21 protein-coding genes and 3 pseudogenes are annotated in these 22,593 nt (G+C 69.0%); 14 read left to right on the forward strand and 10 right to left on the reverse strand.

The window, feature by feature from the left end; all coding sequences use genetic code 11:
* Window positions 1–127, forward strand: a pseudogene (locus GUY61_RS39965) (zinc-binding dehydrogenase); the annotation flags it as partial.
* Window positions 128–313: 186 nt separating this feature from the next.
* Here GUY61_RS39965 and GUY61_RS39970 read toward each other — a convergent pair.
* From GUY61_RS39970 to GUY61_RS09435, 5 genes and pseudogenes are all read right to left on the reverse strand, one after another.
* Window positions 314–604 carry a hypothetical protein gene (locus GUY61_RS39970; protein WP_243766309.1) on the reverse strand — a complete coding sequence of 97 codons (291 nt, stop codon included), beginning with the start codon at window positions 602–604 and terminating at the stop codon, window positions 314–316.
* A gap of 64 nt (window positions 605–668) precedes the next feature.
* Window positions 669–1,217 carry a hypothetical protein gene (locus tag GUY61_RS09420; RefSeq protein WP_243766310.1) on the reverse strand — a complete coding sequence of 183 codons (549 nt, stop codon included), beginning with the start codon at window positions 1,215–1,217 and terminating at the stop codon, window positions 669–671.
* Between the two features lie 124 nt (window positions 1,218–1,341).
* Complete coding sequence (locus GUY61_RS09425; protein ID WP_166629624.1) at window positions 1,342–1,887, reverse strand: HAD domain-containing protein; 546 nt, start codon at window positions 1,885–1,887, stop codon at window positions 1,342–1,344.
* Window positions 1,888–1,922: 35 nt separating this feature from the next.
* Window positions 1,923–2,614, reverse strand: a pseudogene (locus GUY61_RS09430) (class I SAM-dependent methyltransferase).
* A 1-nt stretch (window position 2,615) separates the two neighbouring features.
* Window positions 2,616–3,434 (reverse strand): phosphotransferase family protein, encoded by an 819-nt coding sequence (locus tag GUY61_RS09435; RefSeq protein ID WP_243766314.1) that lies wholly within the window; start codon window positions 3,432–3,434, stop codon window positions 2,616–2,618.
* A gap of 279 nt (window positions 3,435–3,713) precedes the next feature.
* Between GUY61_RS09435 and GUY61_RS09440 the strand changes: the two genes are divergently transcribed.
* The 4 genes from GUY61_RS09440 to GUY61_RS09455 all read left to right on the forward strand — a co-directional run bounded on the left by GUY61_RS09440 (window position 3,714) and on the right by GUY61_RS09455 (window position 9,375).
* Entirely contained in the window at window positions 3,714–5,069 is a 1,356-nt protein-coding gene (locus GUY61_RS09440; protein ID WP_166629625.1) for a tetratricopeptide repeat protein, read from the forward strand.
* A gap of 1 nt (window position 5,070) precedes the next feature.
* The gene (locus tag GUY61_RS09445; protein ID WP_166629626.1) at window positions 5,071–5,607 is read left to right on the forward strand and encodes an NUDIX domain-containing protein; all 537 of its coding nucleotides are present in this window, start codon (window positions 5,071–5,073) and stop codon (window positions 5,605–5,607) included.
* Between the two features lie 140 nt (window positions 5,608–5,747).
* Window positions 5,748–8,204, forward strand: coding sequence for an SIR2 family protein (locus GUY61_RS09450; protein WP_166629627.1), 2,457 nt, complete (start codon window positions 5,748–5,750; stop codon window positions 8,202–8,204).
* Window positions 8,205–8,361: 157 nt separating this feature from the next.
* Window positions 8,362–9,375 (forward strand): hypothetical protein, encoded by a 1,014-nt coding sequence (locus tag GUY61_RS09455; protein ID WP_243766311.1) that lies wholly within the window; start codon window positions 8,362–8,364, stop codon window positions 9,373–9,375.
* Between the two features lie 672 nt (window positions 9,376–10,047).
* Here the strand turns inward: GUY61_RS09455 and GUY61_RS09460 are convergent.
* From GUY61_RS09460 to GUY61_RS09470, 3 genes are all read right to left on the reverse strand, one after another.
* Window positions 10,048–10,752 carry an SGNH/GDSL hydrolase family protein gene (locus GUY61_RS09460; RefSeq protein WP_243766312.1) on the reverse strand — a complete coding sequence of 235 codons (705 nt, stop codon included), beginning with the start codon at window positions 10,750–10,752 and terminating at the stop codon, window positions 10,048–10,050.
* Window positions 10,753–11,046: 294 nt separating this feature from the next.
* Window positions 11,047–11,328 carry a hypothetical protein gene (locus GUY61_RS09465; RefSeq protein WP_166629629.1) on the reverse strand — a complete coding sequence of 94 codons (282 nt, stop codon included), beginning with the start codon at window positions 11,326–11,328 and terminating at the stop codon, window positions 11,047–11,049.
* Between the two features lie 246 nt (window positions 11,329–11,574).
* Window positions 11,575–12,225 (reverse strand): class I SAM-dependent methyltransferase, encoded by a 651-nt coding sequence (locus tag GUY61_RS09470; RefSeq protein ID WP_166629630.1) that lies wholly within the window; start codon window positions 12,223–12,225, stop codon window positions 11,575–11,577.
* 227 nt (window positions 12,226–12,452) lie between these two features.
* On the opposite strand from GUY61_RS09470, the gene GUY61_RS09475 reads away from it, so the two are divergent.
* A complete protein-coding gene (locus GUY61_RS09475; RefSeq protein WP_166629631.1) occupies window positions 12,453–12,905 on the forward strand; it encodes a flavodoxin family protein in 453 nt (150 codons plus the stop codon).
* An 18-nt stretch (window positions 12,906–12,923) separates the two neighbouring features.
* Here GUY61_RS09475 and GUY61_RS09480 read toward each other — a convergent pair whose 3' ends face one another.
* Window positions 12,924–13,481, reverse strand: coding sequence for an ATP-binding protein (locus tag GUY61_RS09480; RefSeq protein ID WP_166629632.1), 558 nt, complete (start codon window positions 13,479–13,481; stop codon window positions 12,924–12,926).
* 171 nt (window positions 13,482–13,652) lie between these two features.
* Between GUY61_RS09480 and GUY61_RS09485 the strand changes: the two genes are divergently transcribed.
* Together GUY61_RS09485 and GUY61_RS09490 are read left to right on the forward strand one after the other, a co-directional pair.
* Window positions 13,653–14,594 carry a Scr1 family TA system antitoxin-like transcriptional regulator gene (locus GUY61_RS09485; protein ID WP_398954848.1) on the forward strand — a complete coding sequence of 314 codons (942 nt, stop codon included), beginning with the start codon at window positions 13,653–13,655 and terminating at the stop codon, window positions 14,592–14,594.
* A complete protein-coding gene (locus GUY61_RS09490; RefSeq protein ID WP_166629633.1) occupies window positions 14,591–14,797 on the forward strand; it encodes a DUF397 domain-containing protein in 207 nt (68 codons plus the stop codon). Before GUY61_RS09485 ends, GUY61_RS09490 begins: the two co-directional genes overlap by 4 nt.
* Before the next feature lie 54 nt (window positions 14,798–14,851).
* Here GUY61_RS09490 and GUY61_RS09495 read toward each other — a convergent pair whose 3' ends face one another.
* Window positions 14,852–15,358: a pyridoxamine 5'-phosphate oxidase family protein gene (locus GUY61_RS09495; RefSeq protein ID WP_166629634.1), complete on the reverse strand. Its 507-nt coding sequence runs from the start codon at window positions 15,356–15,358 to the stop codon at window positions 14,852–14,854.
* 297 nt (window positions 15,359–15,655) lie between these two features.
* Between GUY61_RS09495 and GUY61_RS09500 the strand changes: the two genes are divergently transcribed.
* From GUY61_RS09500 to GUY61_RS09520, 6 genes and pseudogenes are all read left to right on the forward strand, one after another.
* A complete protein-coding gene (locus GUY61_RS09500) occupies window positions 15,656–17,230 on the forward strand; it encodes a S8 family peptidase (protein WP_166629635.1) in 1,575 nt (524 codons plus the stop codon).
* A 277-nt stretch (window positions 17,231–17,507) separates the two neighbouring features.
* The gene (locus GUY61_RS09505; RefSeq protein ID WP_166629636.1) at window positions 17,508–18,266 is read left to right on the forward strand and encodes a GntR family transcriptional regulator; all 759 of its coding nucleotides are present in this window, start codon (window positions 17,508–17,510) and stop codon (window positions 18,264–18,266) included.
* 424 nt (window positions 18,267–18,690) lie between these two features.
* Window positions 18,691–18,870 (forward strand): SPOR domain-containing protein, encoded by a 180-nt coding sequence (locus GUY61_RS09510; RefSeq protein WP_166629637.1) that lies wholly within the window; start codon window positions 18,691–18,693, stop codon window positions 18,868–18,870.
* A gap of 67 nt (window positions 18,871–18,937) precedes the next feature.
* On the forward strand, window positions 18,938–19,351 hold the full coding sequence (locus GUY61_RS09515) for a (deoxy)nucleoside triphosphate pyrophosphohydrolase (RefSeq protein ID WP_166629638.1): 414 nt from the start codon (window positions 18,938–18,940) through the stop codon (window positions 19,349–19,351).
* A gap of 325 nt (window positions 19,352–19,676) precedes the next feature.
* A pseudogene (locus GUY61_RS39975) lies at window positions 19,677–19,814 on the forward strand (ATP-binding protein); the annotation flags it as partial.
* 147 nt (window positions 19,815–19,961) lie between these two features.
* Window positions 19,962–22,568, forward strand: coding sequence for a SpoIIE family protein phosphatase (locus GUY61_RS09520; RefSeq protein ID WP_313896593.1), 2,607 nt, complete (start codon window positions 19,962–19,964; stop codon window positions 22,566–22,568).
* Window positions 22,569–22,593: the final 25 nt, after the last annotated feature.

Consider the following 22,593-nt stretch of genomic DNA (forward strand, 5'->3'; position numbering starts at 1 on the left):
CGCAGCCGGCCGCCTCGACCTGGCCCCCTCCATCACCGACCACATCCCGCTCGCCGACGCCGCCGACGCCGTCCACCGGCTGGAGAACAAGATCGGCGACCCGATCCGCCTCATCCTCGTCCCCTGACAACCCCCTCTGAGAAAACACCCAGAAGCCACCTCGGGCAGGGGTGAGTGGGCGCCGCTGCTTGAGGGAGCACCGGCGCCCACGGCATTTCCAGCCCCCGCCTCCCGTGCCACGCTCGCCGTTGCATGGCTGCTCCAAGATCCGTTTGAAGACGGACCCTGAACCGCTCCGGGATCGGTGGAGGCTCTATGCGCTGACTCCAGCCGCCGGTTGGGGCTGGTGTTGAGCGTAATGGTTGGTCTCGTGCTCGTGGGGCGGGATGTCTCCGATCGCGGTGTGGAGGCGCTGGTTGTTGAACCAGTAGGCGTGGGGTCCGGTGCCCTTCGGTATGCCGGCCTTCGCGCAGGCGGGCCGCCAGGATCCGTCCATGAAGTGCGTGTAGACCACCGGTCCGCCCTGCGGCGCCGTGAAGATCCAGCCCTCAGGCCCGTCGGTGGGAAAGTCCCGCAGGTGGGCCTTCATCGCATCCACTGCCATGCGGGGGAGCGGGACCGTGCGGTGCGAGCGAGCGGTCTTGGGCGGGCAGACGTACACGCCGTGCTTAAGGGACACGACCGAGCAGGGCGGTGGCCGCGAGCGCGGCCTCCTTCACCAGTGGATCGTCGGCGTCGCAGAAGTCCGCGATGCGGTCGTGGAGTATTGGCCTTGCCGTTCGGGCGGCGGCCAGATTCTGCGCCGTGCCGACGCCGTCCTCGATGTCCAGGCGGGCGATGTCGGCGAACGAAGCCAGCCAGTTCAGCAGTTCGGCGCGAAGCGACCGCCGACCGGCCCTGCGCTCCCACCGGTCTTCGGCGAGGGTGCGTGGATCGTCGAGAAGACCGGCCAGGACCAAGGCTGCCGGAGCGGTCGCCGGAAACACCTGCTCCTGATTGAGGAGCAGCCGATACAGATCGCCTACCGCCCGTACCCGGCGGGCCGGGTCGGCGGCGAGCACAGCGCCGAGGATGTCCGGTGTGTCAGGCACACCGTGCTGGCCCGTACAGACGTGCGGCAGCTCCTCCCAGGCGGTGCCGGCGAGCTCTGCCTGTGCTCTGGGTGGCAGGGAGCCAGCGGGAGCACCAGAAAGGTCTGGGGTCATCTCGTTGATCACGACCGCAGTGTTCCAGCCGACTCCGACATCAGCGCCGCCGATACGTGCCGCAGACCGCAGACGGCTCACGCTCGAGCAACACTCTGATGCCCTCGCTGCTCGTGGCAGCGAGGGCATCAGGGCGTCAGGCGGCGCGGGCTGTGGGTAACTGCGAGACCCACGTCGTGAGCCCGGTCAGGTGCTCGGGCTGCAGCCCGTGGTGTGGGTCGGGCTGAATGAGGAGGGTCGACGTTCCCTTCGCAGTGCGCTCCGCCGCCCATTCATGGTCGAGGCCGGTGAAGTCGTCGTCGATCCAGACGGCGGGGGCGTCGCCCAGCCAGGCGTCGACGTGGTCGCGCTTCCACAGGTAGCCGTTGGGGTGGCTGGTGGTGATCTGCGGACGCGGGAGATCGACGTACGACAGGGTTGGAAGGCCGAGGAGCGGGCCGATGAGGGTGGTGGCGTCCTGGCGCCAGCTGGTGCACCAGACCGGGGTGACCAGGCCGGTGCGGATCACGTCCATGAGCATGGGGCCGTGGGCAGGGTCGAGCCAGACGGTGACCGGGTTGTCGGCGCTCCGGCCGGTGGGGACGACGTCGTGGCGGGCGTGGGTGGCCGGGGTCGAGCCGTCCGCGTTGGGGAAGGGTATGAGGACGCCGTCGATGTCGAGGAGCAGGTAAGGCGGGCGCATCGGTTCCTCCGGGGGAAGCCGGGGCGAATGGCTGGTCAGAGCTTGCGGGCGCGGATCAGCAGGGTGGTGGGCCAGTGGCCCATGCGGGGTCGTTGAACTCCTGGGCCGAAGTGAGCCAGAGGCCCGCTCGGCTGAGGTGCCTCTCCCAACGGTCGGTATCGAACTCCCATCGGGCGATGGGGAGCCGAGTGCGGTCGGGCAAGGTGACGAAGTCGCGGCGGGGCCGGTCGTCGCCGGAGGGGCTTCGACCGCCGCGCTGCGGGTGGGGGACAGAGAAGGCCAGCACTCGCCCGGGCGTGAGGCGTTGGGCGATGGCCGGGAGCAGGAGCTCGGGGGCGACGAGACCGATGGCTCCGAAGACGGAGTAGATCGCGTCGAACTGCTCGTCAGAGGCGTGCAGGCAGTGCAGGGCGTGGCCAGCAACGAAGGTGAGGTTGTTCAGCCGTCCGTAGTGGGAGCGGGCGCGGCGGACCTGGAGGCCGACCAGGTCGACGCCGGTGACGTGCGCGCCGTGGCGGGTGGCGAGGTGGGCGGCGTTGTGGCCGGGGCCGCAGCCGAGTTCCAGGAGTCGCTTGCCGCGCAGGTCGGGGCCGAGGATCTCGGCTCCGGGCCCTTGGCCGGGTCTCGTGGTCCATTCCATCCGGGTGGGTACGGAAAGGGGTTCGGCGAGTCCGGCGGCGGTGCGCTGGAGGGCGTGGGCGTGCCAGGGGGATGCCTGGGCGAGCACGTCAGATCTCCAGGAGGTGGAGGACGTCGGTGAGGTGGCGGCGGACAGCCTTGATGTAGGCGGGGTCGGTGGCAGGGTTGTCGATCCAGCGGATCGACTGCTCCATGAACCACTCGACGGCCCACATGCGGTGCCAGCCCTGGGCCCAGTTCGCGGCGGTGAGCCCGCCGCGCGGGGCGAGGGCGTCGGGGGTACCGCCGACGGTGACGTACTGCTCCAGGAAGACGCGGAGGCGCACGGGGTGCGGGGGCTCGATGGTGCCGTGCCAGCTGGCGAGGTCGAGCAGGCCGGGGCCGGTGAAGGCGCGGGCGAAGTCAAGCAGCCGCCAGCCGCGCTCGCCGATGTGGAGGCTGGTGGGGTGGAACTCGGAGTGCACCCAGCCGAAGGGGGCGATGGTCGCTCCGGCCGAGCGGGCCTCGGCGGCCTGGGCGATCCTGTCGAGCGCGTCCTCGACGTCGTTGGCGTCCTGCCACCGGTCGGCCTTGCGCAGCCGTTCGAGGTGCTCCAGTGCCCGGGCCGGCAGGGTCCGCAGCCGGTCCTGGTCGAGGACGGGCAAGGGGGGAGCCGTGCGGGTGCCGTGCAGGACCACGGCCGCGGCGACGCCGTCGAGGTCGTCGGCCTCGCGTACGGAGCGTCCGAGGTCCTCCATGAGCATGCCGAGCCAGCCGTCCAGGACGGCGGAGGCGTGGACCTGGGGGACGGGTACCCCGAGGGTGTGGGCCAGGCGGAGAGCCTGGTCCTCGCTGTCGAAGGGCTTCTTGGCGTACTTGAAGATGGCCGTGGAGCCGTCGGGGAAGGCCACGCGCTCGACGCCGGACATGGACCACACGCGTACCTCCTCCCGTACGGCGGTGGCGTGGTGTCGATGGTGGTCACCGTGTCTCCGTCTCTGATCGGCCAGGTTTGGGCACAGGAATGCCCGAGCCCGGTGTGGGCGTACGGAACTTCGGGGTGCCGCCCGGACCAAGGGGGAGCCTGGATCACGGTCGCGCCGTTCCGGGCGGCTGCTGATAAGTGAACCGGTGGTCACGCTCAGTGGGTACGGTGGAAGGCAGTTGAAGCGGTATACGCGGTTTACAGCTCCAGGGCGGAGGCGATCGTGGCGGCGCAGAGAGCCCCCAACTCCCGTCTGCGCGACGTCATTGCGGCGGTCGACTGCACCTACGAGGCCCTCGCCAGAGACGTGCGGCGCGTGGCCGCCGAGAACGGCGAGATCCTCCAGACCAACAAGTCGGCCGTCTCGCACTGGGTGAACGGCACTCGTGCCCCGTCGGGCCGGGTAGGCCAGTACCTGGCCGAAGCTCTGTCCCGTAGAGCGGGGCGCACGGTCACCCAGATCGAGATCGGCCTCCAGGCCGGTGATGACGATGCGCCGACGGAATCCGACCCGGTCCTCGCGGTCACCGACCTGGGCCGCGCCGACGTCGAGCGCCGCCGCTTCCTCGCCATCGCGGCCTTCACCACCGCCGGCGTCGCCATGCCGCTCGGTTACGACCACGAGGCCACCGCCTGCATGCTCCGCGCCCGCACGGGCACGTCCCTGGTCGGCGCGGAGGACGTGGACGTCGTACGCCAGATCACCGCGGCCTTCAGCGCCGCCGACGAGCGCCTCGGCGGCGGGCACGGCCTGACCACCGTCACCGCGTACCTGGCCGACACAGCCGCCCCCATGCTGCACGGACGCTTCCCCAGCGAAGCCTTACGCCGGGCCGTCTTCGGCGCCGTCGCCGAACTCGCCTACCTCGCAGGGTGGAAGCACCACGACCTCGGCCAGGAAGGCGCCGCCCAGCGCTACTACCAGTTCGGCTACCAGCTCGCCTGCGAAGCCGACCCGCACGGCCACGCCGCCTGGATGATGCGCGCTCTCGCCCACCAGGCCCTGAGCCTCAAGCAGCCCCACCACTGCGTCGACCTCGTCGAAGGCGCCCTACGCAGGGGTCTTGGTCACGTCGACGGTCAGACCGAGGCACTCCTCCACATCACCCACGCCCGCGCCTACGCCGCCACCGACGAGAACTCGTCGGCCGCACGCGCACTGCTCGCCGCCGAGGACGCCCTCCTACGGGACGACGGTCCCCAGCCCAGCTACTCCCGTGTGAGCGGCCCGGCCGCTGGCACCGTCGCCAGCCACACCGCCCGCACCCTGACCGACCTCGCGGACCACATCGGCACCGAACAGCAGCACCGCGACGCCCTCACCCGCTGGGACCCTGCGAAGTACAAGCGCGTCCACGCCCTCACCCACGCAGACCTCGGCGACAGCCTCGCCGCCCAGGCCAGTGCCGACGAAGCGGTCGCCGCATGGACCCTGGCCCTGGTCCTCATGGAGGGAATGACCTCCGACCGGACCCGGAAGGCGATCACCTCAATCCGCTCCACGCTCGCGGTCTACCAGCGCCGCCGTGTCCCAGGCGCGGCCGATCTCGCCCGACGCGCCCGCGAAGCCCTCGCCTAACATGCCCAACGACCCGCCCGACGAAGGGAACACCGTGGCCCAGCAGACCGACGACCGCTCCCAAGCCCTCAAGCCGGCGCTCGAATCGATGACCCTGCTGGTCGCGGCCGTCATCGTCCACGGCAAGGAGACCAACCGCGTCGTCCTCCTCCAGCGCAGCGAAAACGCCAAGTTCGGCCAGGGCTTGTGGGACCTCCCCGTCGGCAAGAGCGAGCCGGGCGAACCCATCACGGAAACCGCAGTCCGCGAGGTCTACGAGGAGACGGGCCTCATGGTGAAGCCCGAGTCCCTCAAGGTCGCCCATATCATCCACGGCGCCTGGGGCGTCGAAGCTCCCAACGGCTTCCTCACGGTCGTCTTCGCCGCCCACGAATGGACCGGCGAACCCGAAAACCGCGAACCCCGCAAGCACTCCCAGGTCCGCTGGGTCGACGCCAACGCCATCCCCGACGCATTCGTCGACACCACGGCCAGCGCCCTCCGCCACTACCTGAGCGGTGGGATGGACATGTCCGTTCAGGGCTGGACGGCGGCGTAATGCGCTCACTTTCTCCGTCACCTCATACCGAGGCCCCCAGGCACTGTTAGAGGAGCGGTAGAAGTTCCGTGCCGATCGTTTGATCCTGGCATTTGCAAGAAGAAGACGAGCAAAAGGATTAGCGGAGAGGTTGAGTGTTGATGGCGATTGAACTCACGGCCGATCAGAAGAAAGCCCTTAGGCGGGCCGTCCATAACGGGGACTACCACCTACTGCTGGGTGCCGGAGCAAGTCGTGACGCAGTTTCTAGGAATGGCTCTAGGCTGCCGACGGGCCCTGAATTGGCGACGCTATTGGCTAAGCGATTCAATGTGCCGATTGAGGAAGGTGACCTGCTGTGGCGAATCTACGCCCGTGCGGTTGAAGACGCAGGAGAGAATGAGGTCTACGACTGGCTCAGGAGTACCTTCTGGGAGGTCACGCCGCCGGACTGGATGGACGTCTATGCCAGGACCCCGTGGTCGACGGTTTGGACCCTCAATATTGATGATGTCTTCGAGCAGGCGTATGCGCGTGTACGATCTGATGAGTCGCGCTCCCTGGTTACCTTGAACTGGGATGACGAGTTTCGTCAGAGTCGCCACCTCTCCGTCGTGCATTTGCACGGGTGTGTCGATCGCGACGTGGAGAGGCGCCGCCTGGTCTTTTCCTTGAGTGAATACTCGGGCAGCTCGATGGCTAGTGCAGCCTGGCCGCTCAATTTCCGCGACACTTATGGGCTCCTTCCTTTTGTGATCATCGGAGCTAGGTTGCGAGACGAGCCGGACATTGAAGCAGTGATCGCCAATAGGACGCCATCTCATGAAGCCCCCAGCTTTTACGTGAGCCCGAGTATCTCGGAAGCCGTTGAGAGAGATCTCCGTAAGTGGAATCTCGTGCCTGTGCGGATGACTGCCGAGGAGTTTGCGGATGCCTGGCCGGAGCTTACGGGCATGAACCTGAAGGAGGCCCCGAGTAGCCGCGAAGAGGTTACATTCCGGGTGGGGCGGCAGTTCAGGGAATTGAGACTCGACACCCCTCGGAAGTCGTCTCAGGATCACGATTTCATTGGGGGCGACGAGCCTGAATGGGTCGACATTCAGAATGGACTGAATGCGGATCTTGACTGGATTAGGCAAGCTTCAGCTGACTGTCAACAGATCGGCCGAAGCATCCGTACGAACACGGCCATGGTCTATGTGGGGAAACGCTTGACCGGCCGCACCACCGGGCTGCTTGCTATTGGGAAGGCGCTGAGGACCCTTTCGTGGCGGACATACCTTTATGTTGGAGACGAGCGCCCGGACATCGATGCCATTGTCCAGTTTGCTGCCGGCGGGAAGGCGGTCGCACTGCTGTTTGATTCCGTCGCAGACATTGCCGACGACGTCGCGTCTTTGTTGAGCCTGGCGCGAAGCGCGGATCTCCAGATTATCTGTGTTGCTGTCGATCAGGTGGATCGGACCGCGAACGTGCTCGGGCGAATCGACGAGGTATACCTAGCCCGCAACCGCGTGACGACCATCAATAGTCACCTCACGAAAACCGATGCTGCACGGCTGGTTGATAAGCTTCAGTCGATTGGGCGACTGGGAATCCTTGAGTCCGAGAAGAAGGACTACCGTCGCCTGGCTCATTTTCGCGGGCGTGAGTTGTTCGATTCGATGGCCGAGCTGGAGAACGCTCCAGGATTTGGCCGGAGGGTGAGTGAGCTGGTTGACGCTATCACTGACCCGAACCACATTGCTGTCCTCTTGCTTGCTGCTCTTGCATCGCGCTTTGATCGCAGGTTTCACGCCTCCGATGCAGCTCGAATGGTGGGCATGGAGAGCGATTCTCTCGTTCGACTGATTCGCGACGGCCATCCACTTTCTTCGGTGCTGAAAACAGACGGTATCTGGATCAAGCCCAGGCAGCGTTGGATGGCACTCGAAGCCTGCGTAGCGCGGCTTGGTAGTCGAGAGGCACTCGCGACAATAGGTGCAGCCATGCAGCGCGTCGCCCCGCGCCTGGGCAGGACTAGCCAGCGGGAGCGGAATGCAACATCGCTGCTCGTGGGTTCCTTCATGGCCTACAAGAACGTGTCGAGTGTATTTCCGAATGAAGACCTCGATCAGTGGTACGAATCACTGTCCCCGACATTTGGCGATTGGAGCGCACGCTATTGGGAGCAGCGGGCCATCCTGAACCGACATGTGGGCAGATCAAAACCGGAGGTGCTGGCAAAGGCGGAGTCGTTCGTGCTCCGTGCAGTAAATATTGTCCGAGACTCGTACAGCCTCACCACCCTCGGAACAGTTCTCCTTGTCAAAGCTGCATACGGCTCCGGGAGAGACGTGGAGCAGTATTACGACCGCGCGATCGACGCCTTTGAAGGTGCTAGCGAGGCAAATCCAAACAACCTAGTCACCTGGGATGCATTCCTGCGTTATGCCCTCCTGGTTCTGGCTCCGGATGGAAGTTCCCTCCGGACTCTCGATGAGGAGCTGATGGAGCGTCTTCGGGACGACTGGCTCAGAATCCACTCGCAAAGCGTGGTCGCGGCCGGAGCCAGTGAGGAAATGAAGAGAGAGTTGGCAAAACTCAAGCGTCGTTTCCAGAGGATCACGGGACGCTGAGCGGTGAGAATCTCTCGTGCGAAGGGTTTGATGTGAGGTTCGTGGCGCGGGTGACTCAGTGCTCGGTCTATTCTGAAAGAATGGACCTCATAAGCCGGTTGCTGCGGAGGGCGGGTGCTGAATGAATACTCAACAGCTGAGCATTACGTTCATCCTGATGGCCGCTGGCATCGGGCTGCAGATTTGGTCATCGAGTCCGGATCGAGCTGGTCGACAGTATGCCCTTCAGCTGCCGTCAATATTTCTCTATTCCCTTGGCGGAGCCCTTCTTCTATTCTCCGTATTTCCGGACTCTATCTCCGAGGGGCGCGCACTTGGCTTCACGCTGGGAGGCGCGACAGGTTTCGTCGCGTTCTTCATGCTTGCCTCGTTTGGTTGGCTGTCCCGGACCAATCAGCGTGACGAGGTGCTGGCCGCACTTGCTACGGCACGTGAGGAGTCTGCTGCTGCAAAGCGTCAACTGGAAGTTGAGCAGGTAATAGTCAGTCCTCCCCGCCCCCTGCAGCAGTGTGCACGCGTCCTGGCTCCGCTCCGCGGCGATGCCAAGCATCGCGTTGGATTTGTTACGGGTAATCTGGCAAATGTCACGGACATTGACGTGTGGGTGAATACAGAGAATACCCGCATGGAGATGTCCCGGATCACCGAACCAACGATCTCAGGGACCCTACGGTATCTCGGCGGGCGGCGAGATGCGGCAGGCAACCTTGTGCAGGACACCATTGCTTCTGAGCTCGCCGGGCGGATGGCTGGTGTGTCAGGCGTCATGGCAGGTCAAGTGGTGACCACCGCATCAGGCGAGTTGATCGAGAGCCACGGAGTCAGGCGCATTGTGCATGTGGCTGCCGTCGAGGGAGAGCCTGGTAGCGGCTACCGCCAAGTCCGCGATGTGGGCCGCTGCGTGCGAAACGTGCTTGCGGAGTTGGATCGCCTGAACAGAGAAGGTGAGGATCTTCAATCCGTAGTGCTTCCGCTCTTCGGGACGGGGGCTAGTGACGGTGACCTCCGAGGGACGGTGGAGACGATGGTGAGTGCGATCGTCGACTACCTTCGTACGCACCCGTCCTCACTGGTTGTCGAGGTCTTCCTACTGGCCTACACCGATGTTCACGAGGCGCTATGTCGCCTTGTGCTTGACCTTGAACCGCAATTGGATACCAAGCACCTGTGAGCAGGAAATACCTGTCAGGGAGGGGCCATCGCAGGCGGTGCGGATCGCGGGAGCCGAAGACCTGGTGGTTGCGCTGGGCCTCGATCGGCGAGTGTTGTTCACCCGCCGGCCACGGTCGGCCAGCGGAACCGGAGCTCCGTCGTCCTCCCGGCAGCAGGCGGGGCAGGTCTCGCACGAGCCGGGCAGCTCATCCGGCACGAGATACCCGGAGCAGGACCGGATAGCGGCGGCTGGCCCACGCGACGGGCCGGTTCCGGCGTCAACCTTTCCAAGGCTGACGTAGGGCCTGGCAGTCCGCAGCCAGTCCGCAGGACACCCGTAAACGGCCGTCGGGAGCCAACGTATGCCAACAAGGAAATCCCAGGTCAGAGCTCTGGACGAGGCTCCGCCGCAGTTCAGGATCAGCCCGCAGACATTCCGCTTCAACGTGTGAGCGGATGAAAGAGCACCACGTCGCTGACGTGGCAAACACGCAGGTCATAAGGGGCCGGGCTCTCAAGAGCCCGGCCCCTTCGCCCACCCCGTGGTGGGTCCGCGCCGGGTTCGCGTCGGGTCCGCACCGTGAGGCGTCCGGAGGCGGTATTCGAGAACTTCCCCCGCGCCATCGCGCTTGGACGGCCGACGGGGCCGGCGCCCATGGCACCGGCCCCGTCGGCCGCCTGCGGCCGCGTGTTACGGCTTGAGGATCCGGGCGTAGGCGGCGGACGCCATCAACCACTGACCCATGCTGTTCGGGTGGGCCGCCAACGTGTTCTGCGCGGGAGTCAGGGACTCGACGTACCGGCGGTCGCGGGGCTGGCACATGTCGTGCCCGACCGTGACCGAGTACGTGTCCGCGTAGGAGACACCGGCACCGCCGGCGACGGCCCGGCGCTCCAGCGCGCGGTTGAGCTTCTTCGTCGTGTTCCGCAGGAAGGCGAAGTCGCCCTTGGCGAACGGCACTTCCCCGCAGCCGACGCCGTTGTCGGGGAACAGCGCGGGGTAACCGACCACGACGACCTTCGCTTCGGGGCTGCGACGCCTGATGTCGGTGATCACGCCGCGCATGCGGCCCTCCAGCGTGTTGATGCGCTCGCCGAGCACGTCCTTGCCGCTGGCGGTGAAGTACTTCTCGCACGGGCTGCCGGCCGGGTCGGACGAGGCGACCAGAACGCAGGTCGTGAGCACACTGGAGAAGCCGATGTCGTTGCCGCCCAGGGTCACCGTCACCAGCTTGGTTTCGGGGGTGAGGGCGTCGGCCTGCGGCGGCTTCGATCCCTGGTGGTTCCAGATGCTCCGCGTCGTGGCACCGCTGCAGGTGACGTCCTTGAAGGTGCGGTTCTGCCCGCCGACGTCCGGGAGACGAGGTTGGCGTAGCTGCCCGTGGTGCGGTCGCATTCCTTGTCCGTCACCCCGGCCAGACCGGCGCCCGAGGCGTAGGAGTCGCCGAGCGCAACGTAGTTCGGCCCGTCCTGCGCGGCCGCCGCCTGCCCCGTCACGCCGGGTCCGGCGAGAAACAGCAGGGTGGCCGACACGACAGCCGTCGCTGCTGCCGTCCAGCGGGTACCGGCCGGCCGATGCGTGCTGCGCGTCATTGCGCTCCTAGAAGTGTCTGAAGAGGTGTTCTCCGGCCTACCGAGCCGTACCGCCGGCCGTCGCACACCGGAGCGGGCCCCGGGCATGCGGGTCGGTTCACGCATGGCCGGGAACAGGCTCCTGCTTCCTGCGCCGTCCCCGCACCAGGCTCAGCGCGGCCGTGCCTGTGCTGATGAGGGCCAGCCGCACACCCCACTCGACGACCGAAGTGTGCCCGGCACCCGACAGCAGTGGGAGGCGGAGCAGAGGGGCGGCCAGCGGGTAGGCGGCCAGGCAGATGAGCAGGACCGCCCAGAACGGCGGCTCGTTGCGCAGGGAAAGGACGGTCATGCCGACGATCACGAGGCCGCACACGGTGAGGAGAACTGCGAAGGACATGGCCTCAGCATTTCGTCCCGGGGCCCGCGATCACGTCCGCCGTCCGAAGGATCCATGCCTCTGCCCCAGGGTAGAGGCCGTCCGGTCTCCATCGATCACGAGGAGCAGGCGATGTCGCCGCGAACCTGGAGGGAGGGCGTGCGGCAGGTGTGGCCGGCGTGCTCCGGCCGCCTCACCGCGGTGCACGTGCGAGGGTGCTGCACCGGGCCGCGCGGACACCGCGGTCGTGCCCGCGCCGCGCCGGGGTCAGGCGGCCGGCCCGGACTCCTCGCGCCGGCAGTGGACGAACAGGTGCGGTTCCGGTGTGGCGTCCGGGTGGGACGGGGTGAACAGCACACTCTCGTGCGACTCCACGGTCAGGCCGGCCCCGGCCAGAGCGGCGGTCAGGTCCTCGGGGGCGAAGCTCGTCGCCCGGACCTTCTGGCCCATGAAGTCGACCTCGAAGTCCTCCACGTCCGCGGGAACGGTGGCCAGGGCCAGGGAGCCGCCCGGCCGCAGCGCCCGGGCCAGCCGCCGCAGGAGAGCGGACTGCTCGTCCCGTGACATCTGAAGAAGCGAGAAGTACACGCAGACCGCGTCGAACGAGGACTCCGCCAGCGGGATCTCCCGGACGTCGGCGCACCGGAAGGCGGCGTCCGGCACCTGCCGCGCGGCGAGTTCCACCATGACGGGGGAGACGTCGATCCCCAGGACCTCGTGTCCCGCACCGGTCAGGGTGTCCGCCGTGGGCCGGCCCGTTCCGCTCCCCACGTCGAGCACCCGGCTGCCGGGTCCGAGCCGTCCCAGAAGCCAGTCGAGCGACGAACGGTGCGCGGCGGACCCCGCGAACGCCTTCTCGTACTCGGCACCCAGCGCGTCGAACACCGTGGCGGCCGGTGAGGCCTGATCCCCGTTCATCAGCATGAACCTTCCGTTTGTGGCTGACGGTCCGTGGAATCGTTCCACCTTCCGGCGGGCGCCCACAACGCCACGGGCGGGGCGGCGGGCCAGGCCGGACGCGGCGGCCGGATGCGGAGACCGGACGCGGAGACCGGACGCGGAGACCGGATGCGGAGACCGGACGCGCGGCCGGGGAACCGTGCCCGGCTTGCGGTCCGGGGGACGGGACGGCAGGGTTCGGGTACGTGGCCACTCTGCTGATCGTCCATCACACCCCCTCGCCGAACTGCCAGGCGCTGTTCGAAGCGGTCGTCTCCGGCGCGACGACGGAGGAGATCGTAGGCGTCCGGGTCGTACGGCGTGCGGCGCTCTCCGCCACGGCGTCCGACGTGCTCGGCGCCGACGGCTACCTGCTGGGCACGCCGGCGAACCTCGGCTACATGTCCGGAGCCCTCAAGCACTTCTTCGACCAGGTCTACTACCCGTGCCTGGACGAGACGCGGGGCCGGCCGTTCGGCTACTACGTCCACGGCGGCAACGACGTCACCGGCACGGTCCGGGGCATCGAGTCGATCACGACGGGCCTGGGCTGGCGGCGTACGGCGGAGCCCGTGACGGTGACGGGCGAGCCGGGCAAGGCGGACATCGAGGCGTGCTGGGAACTGGGAGCGACGGTCGCCGCCGGGCTGATGACCTGACGGCCACATGGTCCATGGTCAGGGGGCGGGGGTGGCGTCCGCGCCGGTGATGAACTCCGCCCACACCGTCTTGCCGGGGGCGCCGCCCCCGCGCGGCCGGACGCCGCAGGCGTCGGAGAGGGCCGCGACCAGGGCCAGCCCGCGTCCCGACTCCTCGTCCCGGCCGGAGACTTCGGCCGTGTCCCGCGGCGGCAGGACCGGCAGCCGCTCGCCCCGGGTGTCGCTCACCTCCACCCGCAGCCGCCCGGCCGACTCGACCATCCGCACCAGCACGCACCGCCCCGGTACGTACCCGTGGGTGACGGCGTTGGCCGCGAGTTCCCCCACCACCAGGACGATCAGCTCGTGCGGCGCCGAGCCGCGCGGACAGCCCCACAGGTGCAGCCGCAGCGCCGCGGTCTGCCGGGCCTGCCGCGCCCCGCGAGGAGTGGACGGCACCCGCACGGCGAAGGTCCGGTGAGGCGACGGGGCGGTGGGCGCGACCGTGGCCGTGGCCGTGGTCAGCGTGCCGGTCCCGGAGGCGGTCGGTCCGGACCTCGGCGGTCGGTGGGAGGGCGGGTGGTGCGTCATCGGCATGACCCTCAACGTTCCGTACGGTCATGCCCGTTGACCAGCAGGGATGTGCGTACGGCGGTGTTCTGTCGGGGACGCGGTCGTGCCTGTTGGCCCTGTACGGGGCCGCGCGGTGGGGCGACGGGGACCGATGGCGTCACTCCTTCGGCGGAGGTCAGGACGAGTGAGGGACGGGTGAGCCGCCGCGTCGTTACCGTGCGAGAGAAGCGCGAGCGGGACGAGGGCACGGGCGGGAGGCTGGTGACAGTGGCGGCTGACGGGGCGGATTCGGTCAGCGCGGTGGGTCCGGCCGCCGGGCCGGACGCGCAGCGGGATTCGGACGCCGGTGCGGTGTTTCTGCGGTGCTTCGGACGGCAGATGAAGCTGCTGCGTGAGGCGGCGGGGCTGACGCAGGCGGAGTTGGGCGCGCGAGTGGGGTACGGGGAGGCCCAGGTCGCCTCGGTCGAGCAGGGGCGGCGCATCCCGAAGCCGGAGATGATCGACGCGGTGGACGCGGCCGTGGGCGGGGGAGGGGTGCTGGCCGCGATGAAGGGGGAGGTGGCCCGGGCCCGGTATCCGTCCTTCTTCCGCGAGGCGGCCCGCCTTGAGGCCGAGGCGGTCGAGTTTCACGCTTACGCGAACCAGGCAGTTCCGGGCCTTCTGCAGACGGAGGCGTACGCACGGGCGGTGTTCGCGATGTGGCGACCGCTCCTGAGCGACGAGACGATCGAGGAACGAGTCACCGCACGCATGGCCCGGCAGGAGATCTTCGCCCGGAGGCCCGCTCCCCTGCTGAGTTTCGTGATCGAGGAAGTCGTGCTCCACCGGCCACTGGGAGGCGCGAGCGTCCTTCGCGCGCAACTGGAGCAGATCCTCCGTGTCGGTCGCGCGAGGAACGTCGAGATCCAGGTCATGCCGACAAGCCGTACGGATCACGCGGGGACCGGTGGCCCAATCACGTTGATCGAGACACCTGTTCACCGGTGCGCCTATGTTGAGGTCCAGGAGGACAGCCGTCTCTACACGGACCGGAAACAGGTACGTGCCTTGGAAGCCCGGTACGGCATCATCCGTGCACAGGCGCTGACCCCCAGTGAGTCGTTGGCGCACATCGAGAAGGTGCTGGGAGAAGCATGACGGACGAGGCGACCAACTCGGGCGAGGCCCGGTTGACCTGGATCAAGAGCAGCTACAGCAGCGGGGCCGGCGGCGAATGCGTTGAGGTCGCTCGGACTTCAGGAGCCGTCCGCGTCCGGGACTCCAAGCGGGCGGACGGGCCGGTCCTCGCGGTCGGGGCGGAGCAGTGGGCGGCTTTCGTGGAGCTGGCTGTCCGCGGCTGACCCGTACAGGCAGCGACGCGCCACGGCCCCGCCCGCACGCGGGGCCGGGCCGGTTCAGAACCGCCAGCGGGTCTGCCCGTACGTTCCCTTCGCGAAGCCGAACGCCGTTTCCGGGGTCACCGCGAAGACCAGGCAGGGGCCGTGGTCGCTCCAGAAGGAGCCGTCGCGGACGTCGAAGCGCCAGTCGGGGCCGTATTTCGCCTCCCAGGCCCGGGCGAGGCGCAGGAGGCGGGCTTCGTCGGTGACCCGGTCGGCGCGGCCCTCGACGACGAGGTCGAGGCCCTCGTGGAGGGTGTTGGTGCCGGTGGTGAGGACGACGTTGCGGTTCGCGGAGAGGTTGAGGGCCTTGCGCTCGCGCGGCCCGGTGCCGAAGTGGAGGGCGCCGTCGAGCCAGACGGCGATCAGCGGCGTGACGTGGGGGCAGCCGTCGGGGCGGACCGTGGTCAGCCAGAACAGTTCGGCGTCCTCCAGGCGCCTCCGGGCCGTCGCCCAGTCGACGGGTGCGGCGTCCGGGTCGCTGTAACGCCTGTCCAGGGTGGTGGCGGGTGCCGTGGTGGGCATGGGAGGGCTCCTGTTCTGCCGGGCGGGCGGGGTCCCGCGGTGAATAGGACCGCGGCACGGGACGGAACTCATCGTTCCTGTGTGTCTGCTGTGGCGCCCTTGTGCGTCGACTGGCTTTGCGTCAATCTTTCGCTGGCGGCCGGGCTCGATTCAGGGCGGCTTTCCGCGTCTGTAATTGTCATGCGCATGATCCACGTGCGCTCGCGCGTCCGCCGTGTCCGGATCCGGCCGGTGACCCCTGCCCGCCGGTCCCGGTCACCCCCCACCAACGCACCACCGATGAGGAGGACCCCTCACATGGCAGTGATGCGTACATCGAGGCGAAGACTGGCCGGCGCGAGCGCGATCGCCGTGGCGGCGCTCGCACTCGGCACTCTCTCCGCGCTCCCGGCCGCGGCCGCCGACGGGCCCCTGGGCGTCATCCAGAACGCCGGCGCCGAGGGCACCATCGCGGGCAGCTACATCGTCACCCTCGACGAGGACGCGGCCCGGGCCGGCTCCGCCGAGGGCAAGGCCCTCGCCAAGCAGTACGGCGCGAAGATCGAACGCACGTACAAGGCGGCCCTCAACGGCTACGCCGTCGAACTCTCGGAGGCCGAGGCCAAGAGGTTCGCCGCCGACCCCGCCGTCGAATCGGTCGTGCAGAACCGCACGTTCACGATCGACGCCACCCAGCCCAACCCGCCCTCGTGGGGCCTGGACCGCATCGACCAGGCGGCCCTCCCGCTCGACCAGAGCTACACGTACGACGACACCGCGGGCGAGGGTGTCACCGCGTACGTCATCGACACCGGTGTCCGCATCACCCACACGGACTTCGGCGGCCGCGCCTCCTACGGCTACGACGCCGTCGACAACGACAACACCGCCCAGGACGGCCACGGTCACGGCACGCACGTCGCCGGTACCGTCGCGGGCACCTCCTACGGTGTCGCCAAGAAGGCGAGGGTCGTCGGCGTACGCGTCCTGAACAACTCGGGGTCCGGCACCACCGCCCAGGTCGTCGCCGGCATCGACTGGGTCACCCAGAACGCCGTCAAGCCGGCCGTCGCCAACATGAGCCTGGGCGGCGGCGTCGACACCGCGATCGACACCGCCGTACGCAACTCCATCGCCTCCGGCGTCACCTACGCCGTGGCGGCGGGCAACGAGACGACGGACGCCTCCACCAGGAGTCCCGCACGCGTCACCGAGGCCATCACCGTCGGCGCCACCACCAGCAGCGACGCCAAGGCCAGCTACTCGAACTACGGCAGCGTCCTCGACCTGTTCGCCCCCGGCTCCTCCATCACCTCCGCCTGGGGCACGGGCGACAGCGCGACGAACACCATCTCCGGCACGTCGATGGCGACCCCGCACGTCGCCGGAGCGGCCGCGCTGTACCTGGCGGACAACCCCTCCGCCACGCCCGCCGCGGTCCAGAGCGCCCTGGTCTCCTCCGCCACCACCGGAGTGGTCACCAGCCCCGGCTCCGGCTCGCCCAACCGCCTGCTGCGCGTCGGCAGCGGCGGCACCACCCCGCCGCCCGGTGACCGCTTCGAGAACACCGCCGACTACGCCATCGCGGACCACTCCACCGTCGAGTCGCCGATCACCGTCACCGGAGTCTCCGGCAACGCGCCCTCCGCGCTCCAGGTCCCGGTCGTCATCCAGCACACGTACATCGGTGACCTCCAGGTCCAGCTGATCGCCCCCGACGGCACGGCGTACACGCTGAAGGGCTACGGCACCGGCGGCAGCACCGACAACATCAACACCACGTACACCGTCAACGCCTCCTCGGAGACCGCGAACGGCACGTGGAAACTGCGCGTGAGCGACAACGCGAGCCTGGACACCGGGAAGATCGACTCCTGGGCCCTCCAGTTCTGATCCGGCCGTGATCCCCCGGGATCCGGCTTCCCGCTCATGACTCCGCCCCCTTGCGGTCCGCACGGACCGCAAGGGGGCGGATGCCTGTGCCGCCCGGCGGGGTCGAGGTCGCGCATGAGCCTGGGCGCCGGCCCCCGGGGCCTCTGCCGTCTCATCCGTCACGAAAACCCAGGTGAGGCAGTTGTCATCACTTCGAGTGAATCTCTGGCCCAGGGTTGCGGTCAACAACATTCGGTTGCCAGGGTGTTGCTGTCTGTACACCTGAGGGGAGTGGCCAGTGGCATTCGGTGAGCAGCCCGCGTATCTGCGTGTCGCGGGCGATCTCCGGAGGAAGATCGTCGACGGTTCACTCCCCCCGCACACCCGACTGCCTTCCCAGGCCCGGATCCGTGAGGAGTACGGAGTCTCCGACACGGTCGCCCTCGAGGCCCGCAAGGTGCTGATGGCCGAAGGGCTCGTCGAGGGCCGCTCCGGCTCCGGCACCTATGTGCGTGAACAGCCCGTCCCCAAGCGGGTGGCCCGCTCCGGATACCGACCTCAGGGCGGTGGCCCGACGACCCCGTTCCGGCAGGAGCAGGCGGAGGGGGACGCGCGCGGCACCTGGGAGTCCCGCAGCGAGCAGCTCGAGGCGTCACCCGCGATCGCCGCCCGCCTCGGTGTCACGGCCGGGGACAGGGTGATGTGCACGCGCTACGTCTACCGCGACGCGGGTGAGGCGATGATGCTGTCTACCTCGTGGGAGCCCCTGGCGGTCACGGGGCGTTCGCCGGTGATGCTGCCGGAGGAGGGGCCGCTCGGGGGCTGCGGCGTGGCCGACCGGATGGCCGCCATCGACGTCGTCGTGGACAACGTGGTGGAGGAGGTCGGTGCGCGCCCGGGTCTGGCCGAGGAGATCATGGCGCTCGGCGGGGTGCCCGGTCATGTCGTGATCGTCGTCGAGCGGACCTTCTACGCCTCGGGACGCCCGGTCGAGACGGCCGACCTCGTCATCCCGGCCGACCGCTACCGCCTCGCGTATCACCTTCCGGTGCGGTGATCCGTTGTGGCGGTGACCGGTGGGGTGCTCCCCCCGGCGGAGGCGGGCGGGACCCGTTTTGTGACCGTCTCAATTCCGGCCTTCTTAGGATTTTCCCCGGTCCTCGGTCGTTCACGGCGGCGCTGCCCGCGGTAGGGGCCGCGATGGGGTATCCGGGGGCGGGCGCCAGGCGTCCCGCGTCGGTTTCGGTGCAGGTCACCCCGGGATTGCGCCCTCGGGTGCCACCCACGTGATGCCGGGGGCGTGAAGGGGGCGCACGGGCCCGGGGCGCCTGTCCCCGGTGGCCGAATGCGTATCTCTTTGTGCAAAGTCGTATCCGCTGAGTAAAGGTCGGGCGTAGGCTCAGGCATATGCAGAGTGGGGTTTCTCCGGCAGGGCGGGAAAGGCGCGTGGAGGCGCGCGTGGTCGAGGGCGTGGAGGCGTGATGGCCGAGAGCGCCGCGCTGCTCCCCTGGCTGGTGATACGCCAGGACGACAACGGCAACCGCTATCGGGTGGGCCGCTACGCCACGCGTGCGGAGGCCCAGAAGATCGTGGACAGCCTCGACGACCGGAGCCACAAGCAGCTCTACTGGGTCGAGAGGATGGGGCAGAGCCCAGGCTGACCCCGGAGCGTCGGCCGGTCCGCCGCAGGCCCCTGCCGGGGGCCGTTCACGGCGTAGGCTCCGGCGCATGCAGCATTCCGAGACCGCGGTCCGCGTGGTGGTGGGCGGTGCCCTGTTCGACGCCGGGGGCAGGCTGCTCGCCGCGCGCCGCAGTGCCCCGCCCGAGCTCGCGGGCCGCTGGGAACTTCCCGGCGGCAAGCTGGAGCCGGGGGAGAGCGCCGAGCAGGCGCTGGTCCGGGAACTCCGTGAGGAACTGGGCGTCGAGGCGGAGCCGCTGGAGCGGGTGCCTGGTGAGTGGCCGCTGGGACGCGGCTATGTCCTGCGGGTCTGGACCGCGCGGCTCGTCTCGGGGGAGCCGCGGCCGCTGCAGGACCACGACCAACTCCGCTGGCTCGCCCCCGCCGAGATCCACGACGTCGACTGGCTCGACCAGGACCGCCCGGCCGTCGCCGAAGCCGCTCTGAGGCGCCCCGCGCGCTGAACGCGCTGCCGCACGCGAGTCCCGGGCGCGCACCCGACTCGCGCCCCGATCGGCACTGTTGCGCCGACCCGCCTCGCACCGCACCGCGGGCCGCGTGCCCCGCCGCCCGGAGGGGCGCCGCGAACGGACCGCGTGCCGACAGCCGGCGATCTTCACATGTCATGTGTTCGCAGGGGTCGTTCGTGGCCGAAATCCGCTGTCCGGTTCCGCGTTCGCTGCCCGAAGCCCGCCGGGTGTTCCCGTGGCCGGGACTGCGTGCGCCGCCGGGCAAGGGGTGTATGGGGCGCTCGGGCTCGCGGGCGAGCACTGGAGACATGAACGCCGTCCGCGTTCGCGGACGGCCGCCTCGGACGACGAAACCGGCCGCGGACCAAGGCTCTTGGCCTGCACGGCCCTCAGGTGGGGTACGAGACCCGGCGAGGGCGACAAGACCGTGTGGTTCGAGCTGGCACTGCCTGGTTAGAAGCATGGAAGAGTGAAGGCGCAGCGATCTCGGCCGGAAACGGCCGTGATCGTGCTGTGATCGTGAACGTCGTGTGTAGTGCGGCCGTAGTGCTGGATACTTCGGCGAGGGCCGGTCCATGCGCAATGAGCTGGAGGGGACGGTCGCGTGAGCGAGATACCAGCGAGGGCGGGAGCGCCCGAGGAGACGGCGGCCGGGGCGGTGTGGCAGATCAGCCCTCCCGGCTCGATCTATGACTACATCCGGGTCGGCTCCTTCTCTCTGGGGCCCGACGGCCTCATAGAGCAGTGGAGTACACGGGCCGCCGAACTGTTCGGCCTGGCAGCGGCCGATGTCCTCGGCCGCGACCCCGTGGAGGCCTTCGTCCCCGCCGACTTGCGCGACCGCGGTCACCGCAAGGTCGCGGAGATCCTCGACGGCAAGGAATGGACCGGAATCGTCCCCTTCCGGATACCGGGACAGCGCCGGCTCACCGGCCTCGCCGAGATCTATGTGATGCCCACGGAGACGGACGGTGGCCGAAGGGCCGCTCTCTGTATCGTCGTTGATGTCCGCGCCCTGCGTCAGATCGAGACCGACCTCGCCTCTTCGCAGGCTATTTTCGGCCAATCTCCCTTCGGCTTTCTGCTGTTCGATGACAAGCTGCGCATTCAGCGTGCGAACCAGCGCTTCGCGACCATCTTCGGCGGCGCGGTCGAGGAGCACCGCGGCCACACGCCGTACGAATACCTGCCGCGCAACGAGGCGGACCGGTTGACCGCCGCGCTCCGGCGCGTCCTGGAGACCGGCGAGTCCATCACGGACCTGCAGGTGGTCGGGGAACTGCCCGCCCGGGAGGGCGGGGAAGGAAAGAGCGAGCGCAAGCACTGGTCCCTCAACCTCTACCGGGTGCACACCGGTTCGGGCCGCCCCGTCGGCGTCGCCAGCATCGGGATCGATGTCACCCGGCGGCACGTCGCCGCGCGCGAGGCCGCCAACGCCCGGCGCAACCTCGCCCTCCTCAACGAGGCGGGTGCCCGCATCGGCAACTCCCTCGACCTGGAGACCACGGCACGCGAGCTCCTCGACGTCGTGGTGCCCGGCTTCTGCGACCTCGCCTCCGTCGACCTCTACCAAGGGCTGATGGCCGGCGACGAGGCGGCACCCGGACTCGCCGACGGCAGTGCGGAGTTGCGCAGGGTCGCCTTCGCCAGCGCGGTCTCCGACGCCCCGCTGACCACCGCGGGCGGCGCCCCCGACGGCGGCCCGATCGCCGTCGGCGCCGTGCACCGTTATCCCTTCAACTCACCCTGCGCGAACGCCCTGCGCACCGCCCGGGTACAGAACGTCCCCGGCCCGGAGGCCGACAGCGCCGGCATCGGCCTCGGCGCGGTGGTGCACTCCACGCTCGCCGTGCCGATGGTCGCCCACGACACCGTCGTCGGGCTCGCCCAGTTCTCCCGCACCCGGGGCAGCGAGCCCTTCGGGGAACGCGACCGCGCGCTCGCCGTGGAACTCGCCGCCCGTGCCGCCGTCAGTATCGACAATGCACGGCTCTACCGGCGGGAGCACGAACGCGCGCTGATCCTCCAGCGCAGCCTGCTGCCCCCGGGCGACCCCGAGGCGGCCGGGCTCGACATCGCCTGCCGCTACCTTCCCGGGAACACCGCGACCGAGGTCGGCGGCGACTGGTTCGACGTCATCGAACTGCCCGGCCACCGCACCGCTCTGGTCGTCGGCGACGTCATGGGGCGCGGGCTGCGGGCCGCCGTGGCGATGGGCGAACTGCGCACCGCCGTAAGGACCCTGGCGCTGCTCGACCTGGAACCGGCCGAGGTGCTCTCGGCGCTGGACGAGATCGCCCGCGGGCTCGGAGCCCCGGGCGGACAGCACAGCGGCGCCCAGAAGGCATCGCGCTCCGCCGCGCTCCAGGCCCGCGACGCCGACCTCTCCGAGGTCTACCTGGCGACCTGCGTCTACGCCGTCTACGACCCCGTGACCAGACGCTGCACCTTCGCCAACGCAGGTCACCTGCCTCCGGCCCTCGTCGAGCCCGGCGAGGAGGCGCTGATGCTGGAGGTCCCGCCCGGCATGCCCCTCGGGGTCGGCGGGGAGCCCTTCGAGGAGGTCGAGGTCGAACTCCCCGACGGAGCGCTGCTCGCCCTCTACACCGACGGGCTGGTGGAGTCCCGCGAGCACCCCATAGACGAGGGCCTGGACGCCTTCCGCAGGGCGCTCACCGGCTCGTCCCGTCCGCTGGAGGACGTGGCCGACCACATCCTCGGCACCCTCGACACCAAGCACGGCGAGGACGACATCGCTCTCCTCATGGCCCGGGTCCAGGGGCTGCCCGCGGACCAGGTCGGCGACTGGACGCTGCCGCGCGAGCCCCGCTCGGTCGGCCGGGCCAGGGAGCTCGCACGCGAGCAGCTCACCACCTGGGAACTCGAACCGCTCGTCGACACCACGGAGTTGCTGGTCAGTGAGCTCGTGACCAACGCCCTGCGATACGGCGAGGGCGACATCAGGCTGCGACTGCTGCGCGACCGGACGCTGGTCTGCGAGGTGTGGGACGCGGGTCTGGTCCAGCCGCGCAGGCGCCGGGCCCGGGACACCGACGAGGGCGGCCGCGGCCTCCAGCTCGTCGGGATGCTCAGCGCGGCCTGGGGCAGCAGGCGTACGCCGCGCGGCAAGACGGTCTGGTTCGAACTCGGCCTGCCGGGGCCGGGCTGCGGGGCCGAGCCGTCGGTCGAGGCGTTGCTGAGCATGTTCTGACCGGAAGGCTGGAGGGCTGGAGGGC

Source organism: Streptomyces sp. GC420 (assembly GCF_009916105.1).
In the GTDB taxonomy this organism is placed as follows: Bacteria; Actinomycetota; Actinomycetes; order Streptomycetales; family Streptomycetaceae; genus Streptomyces.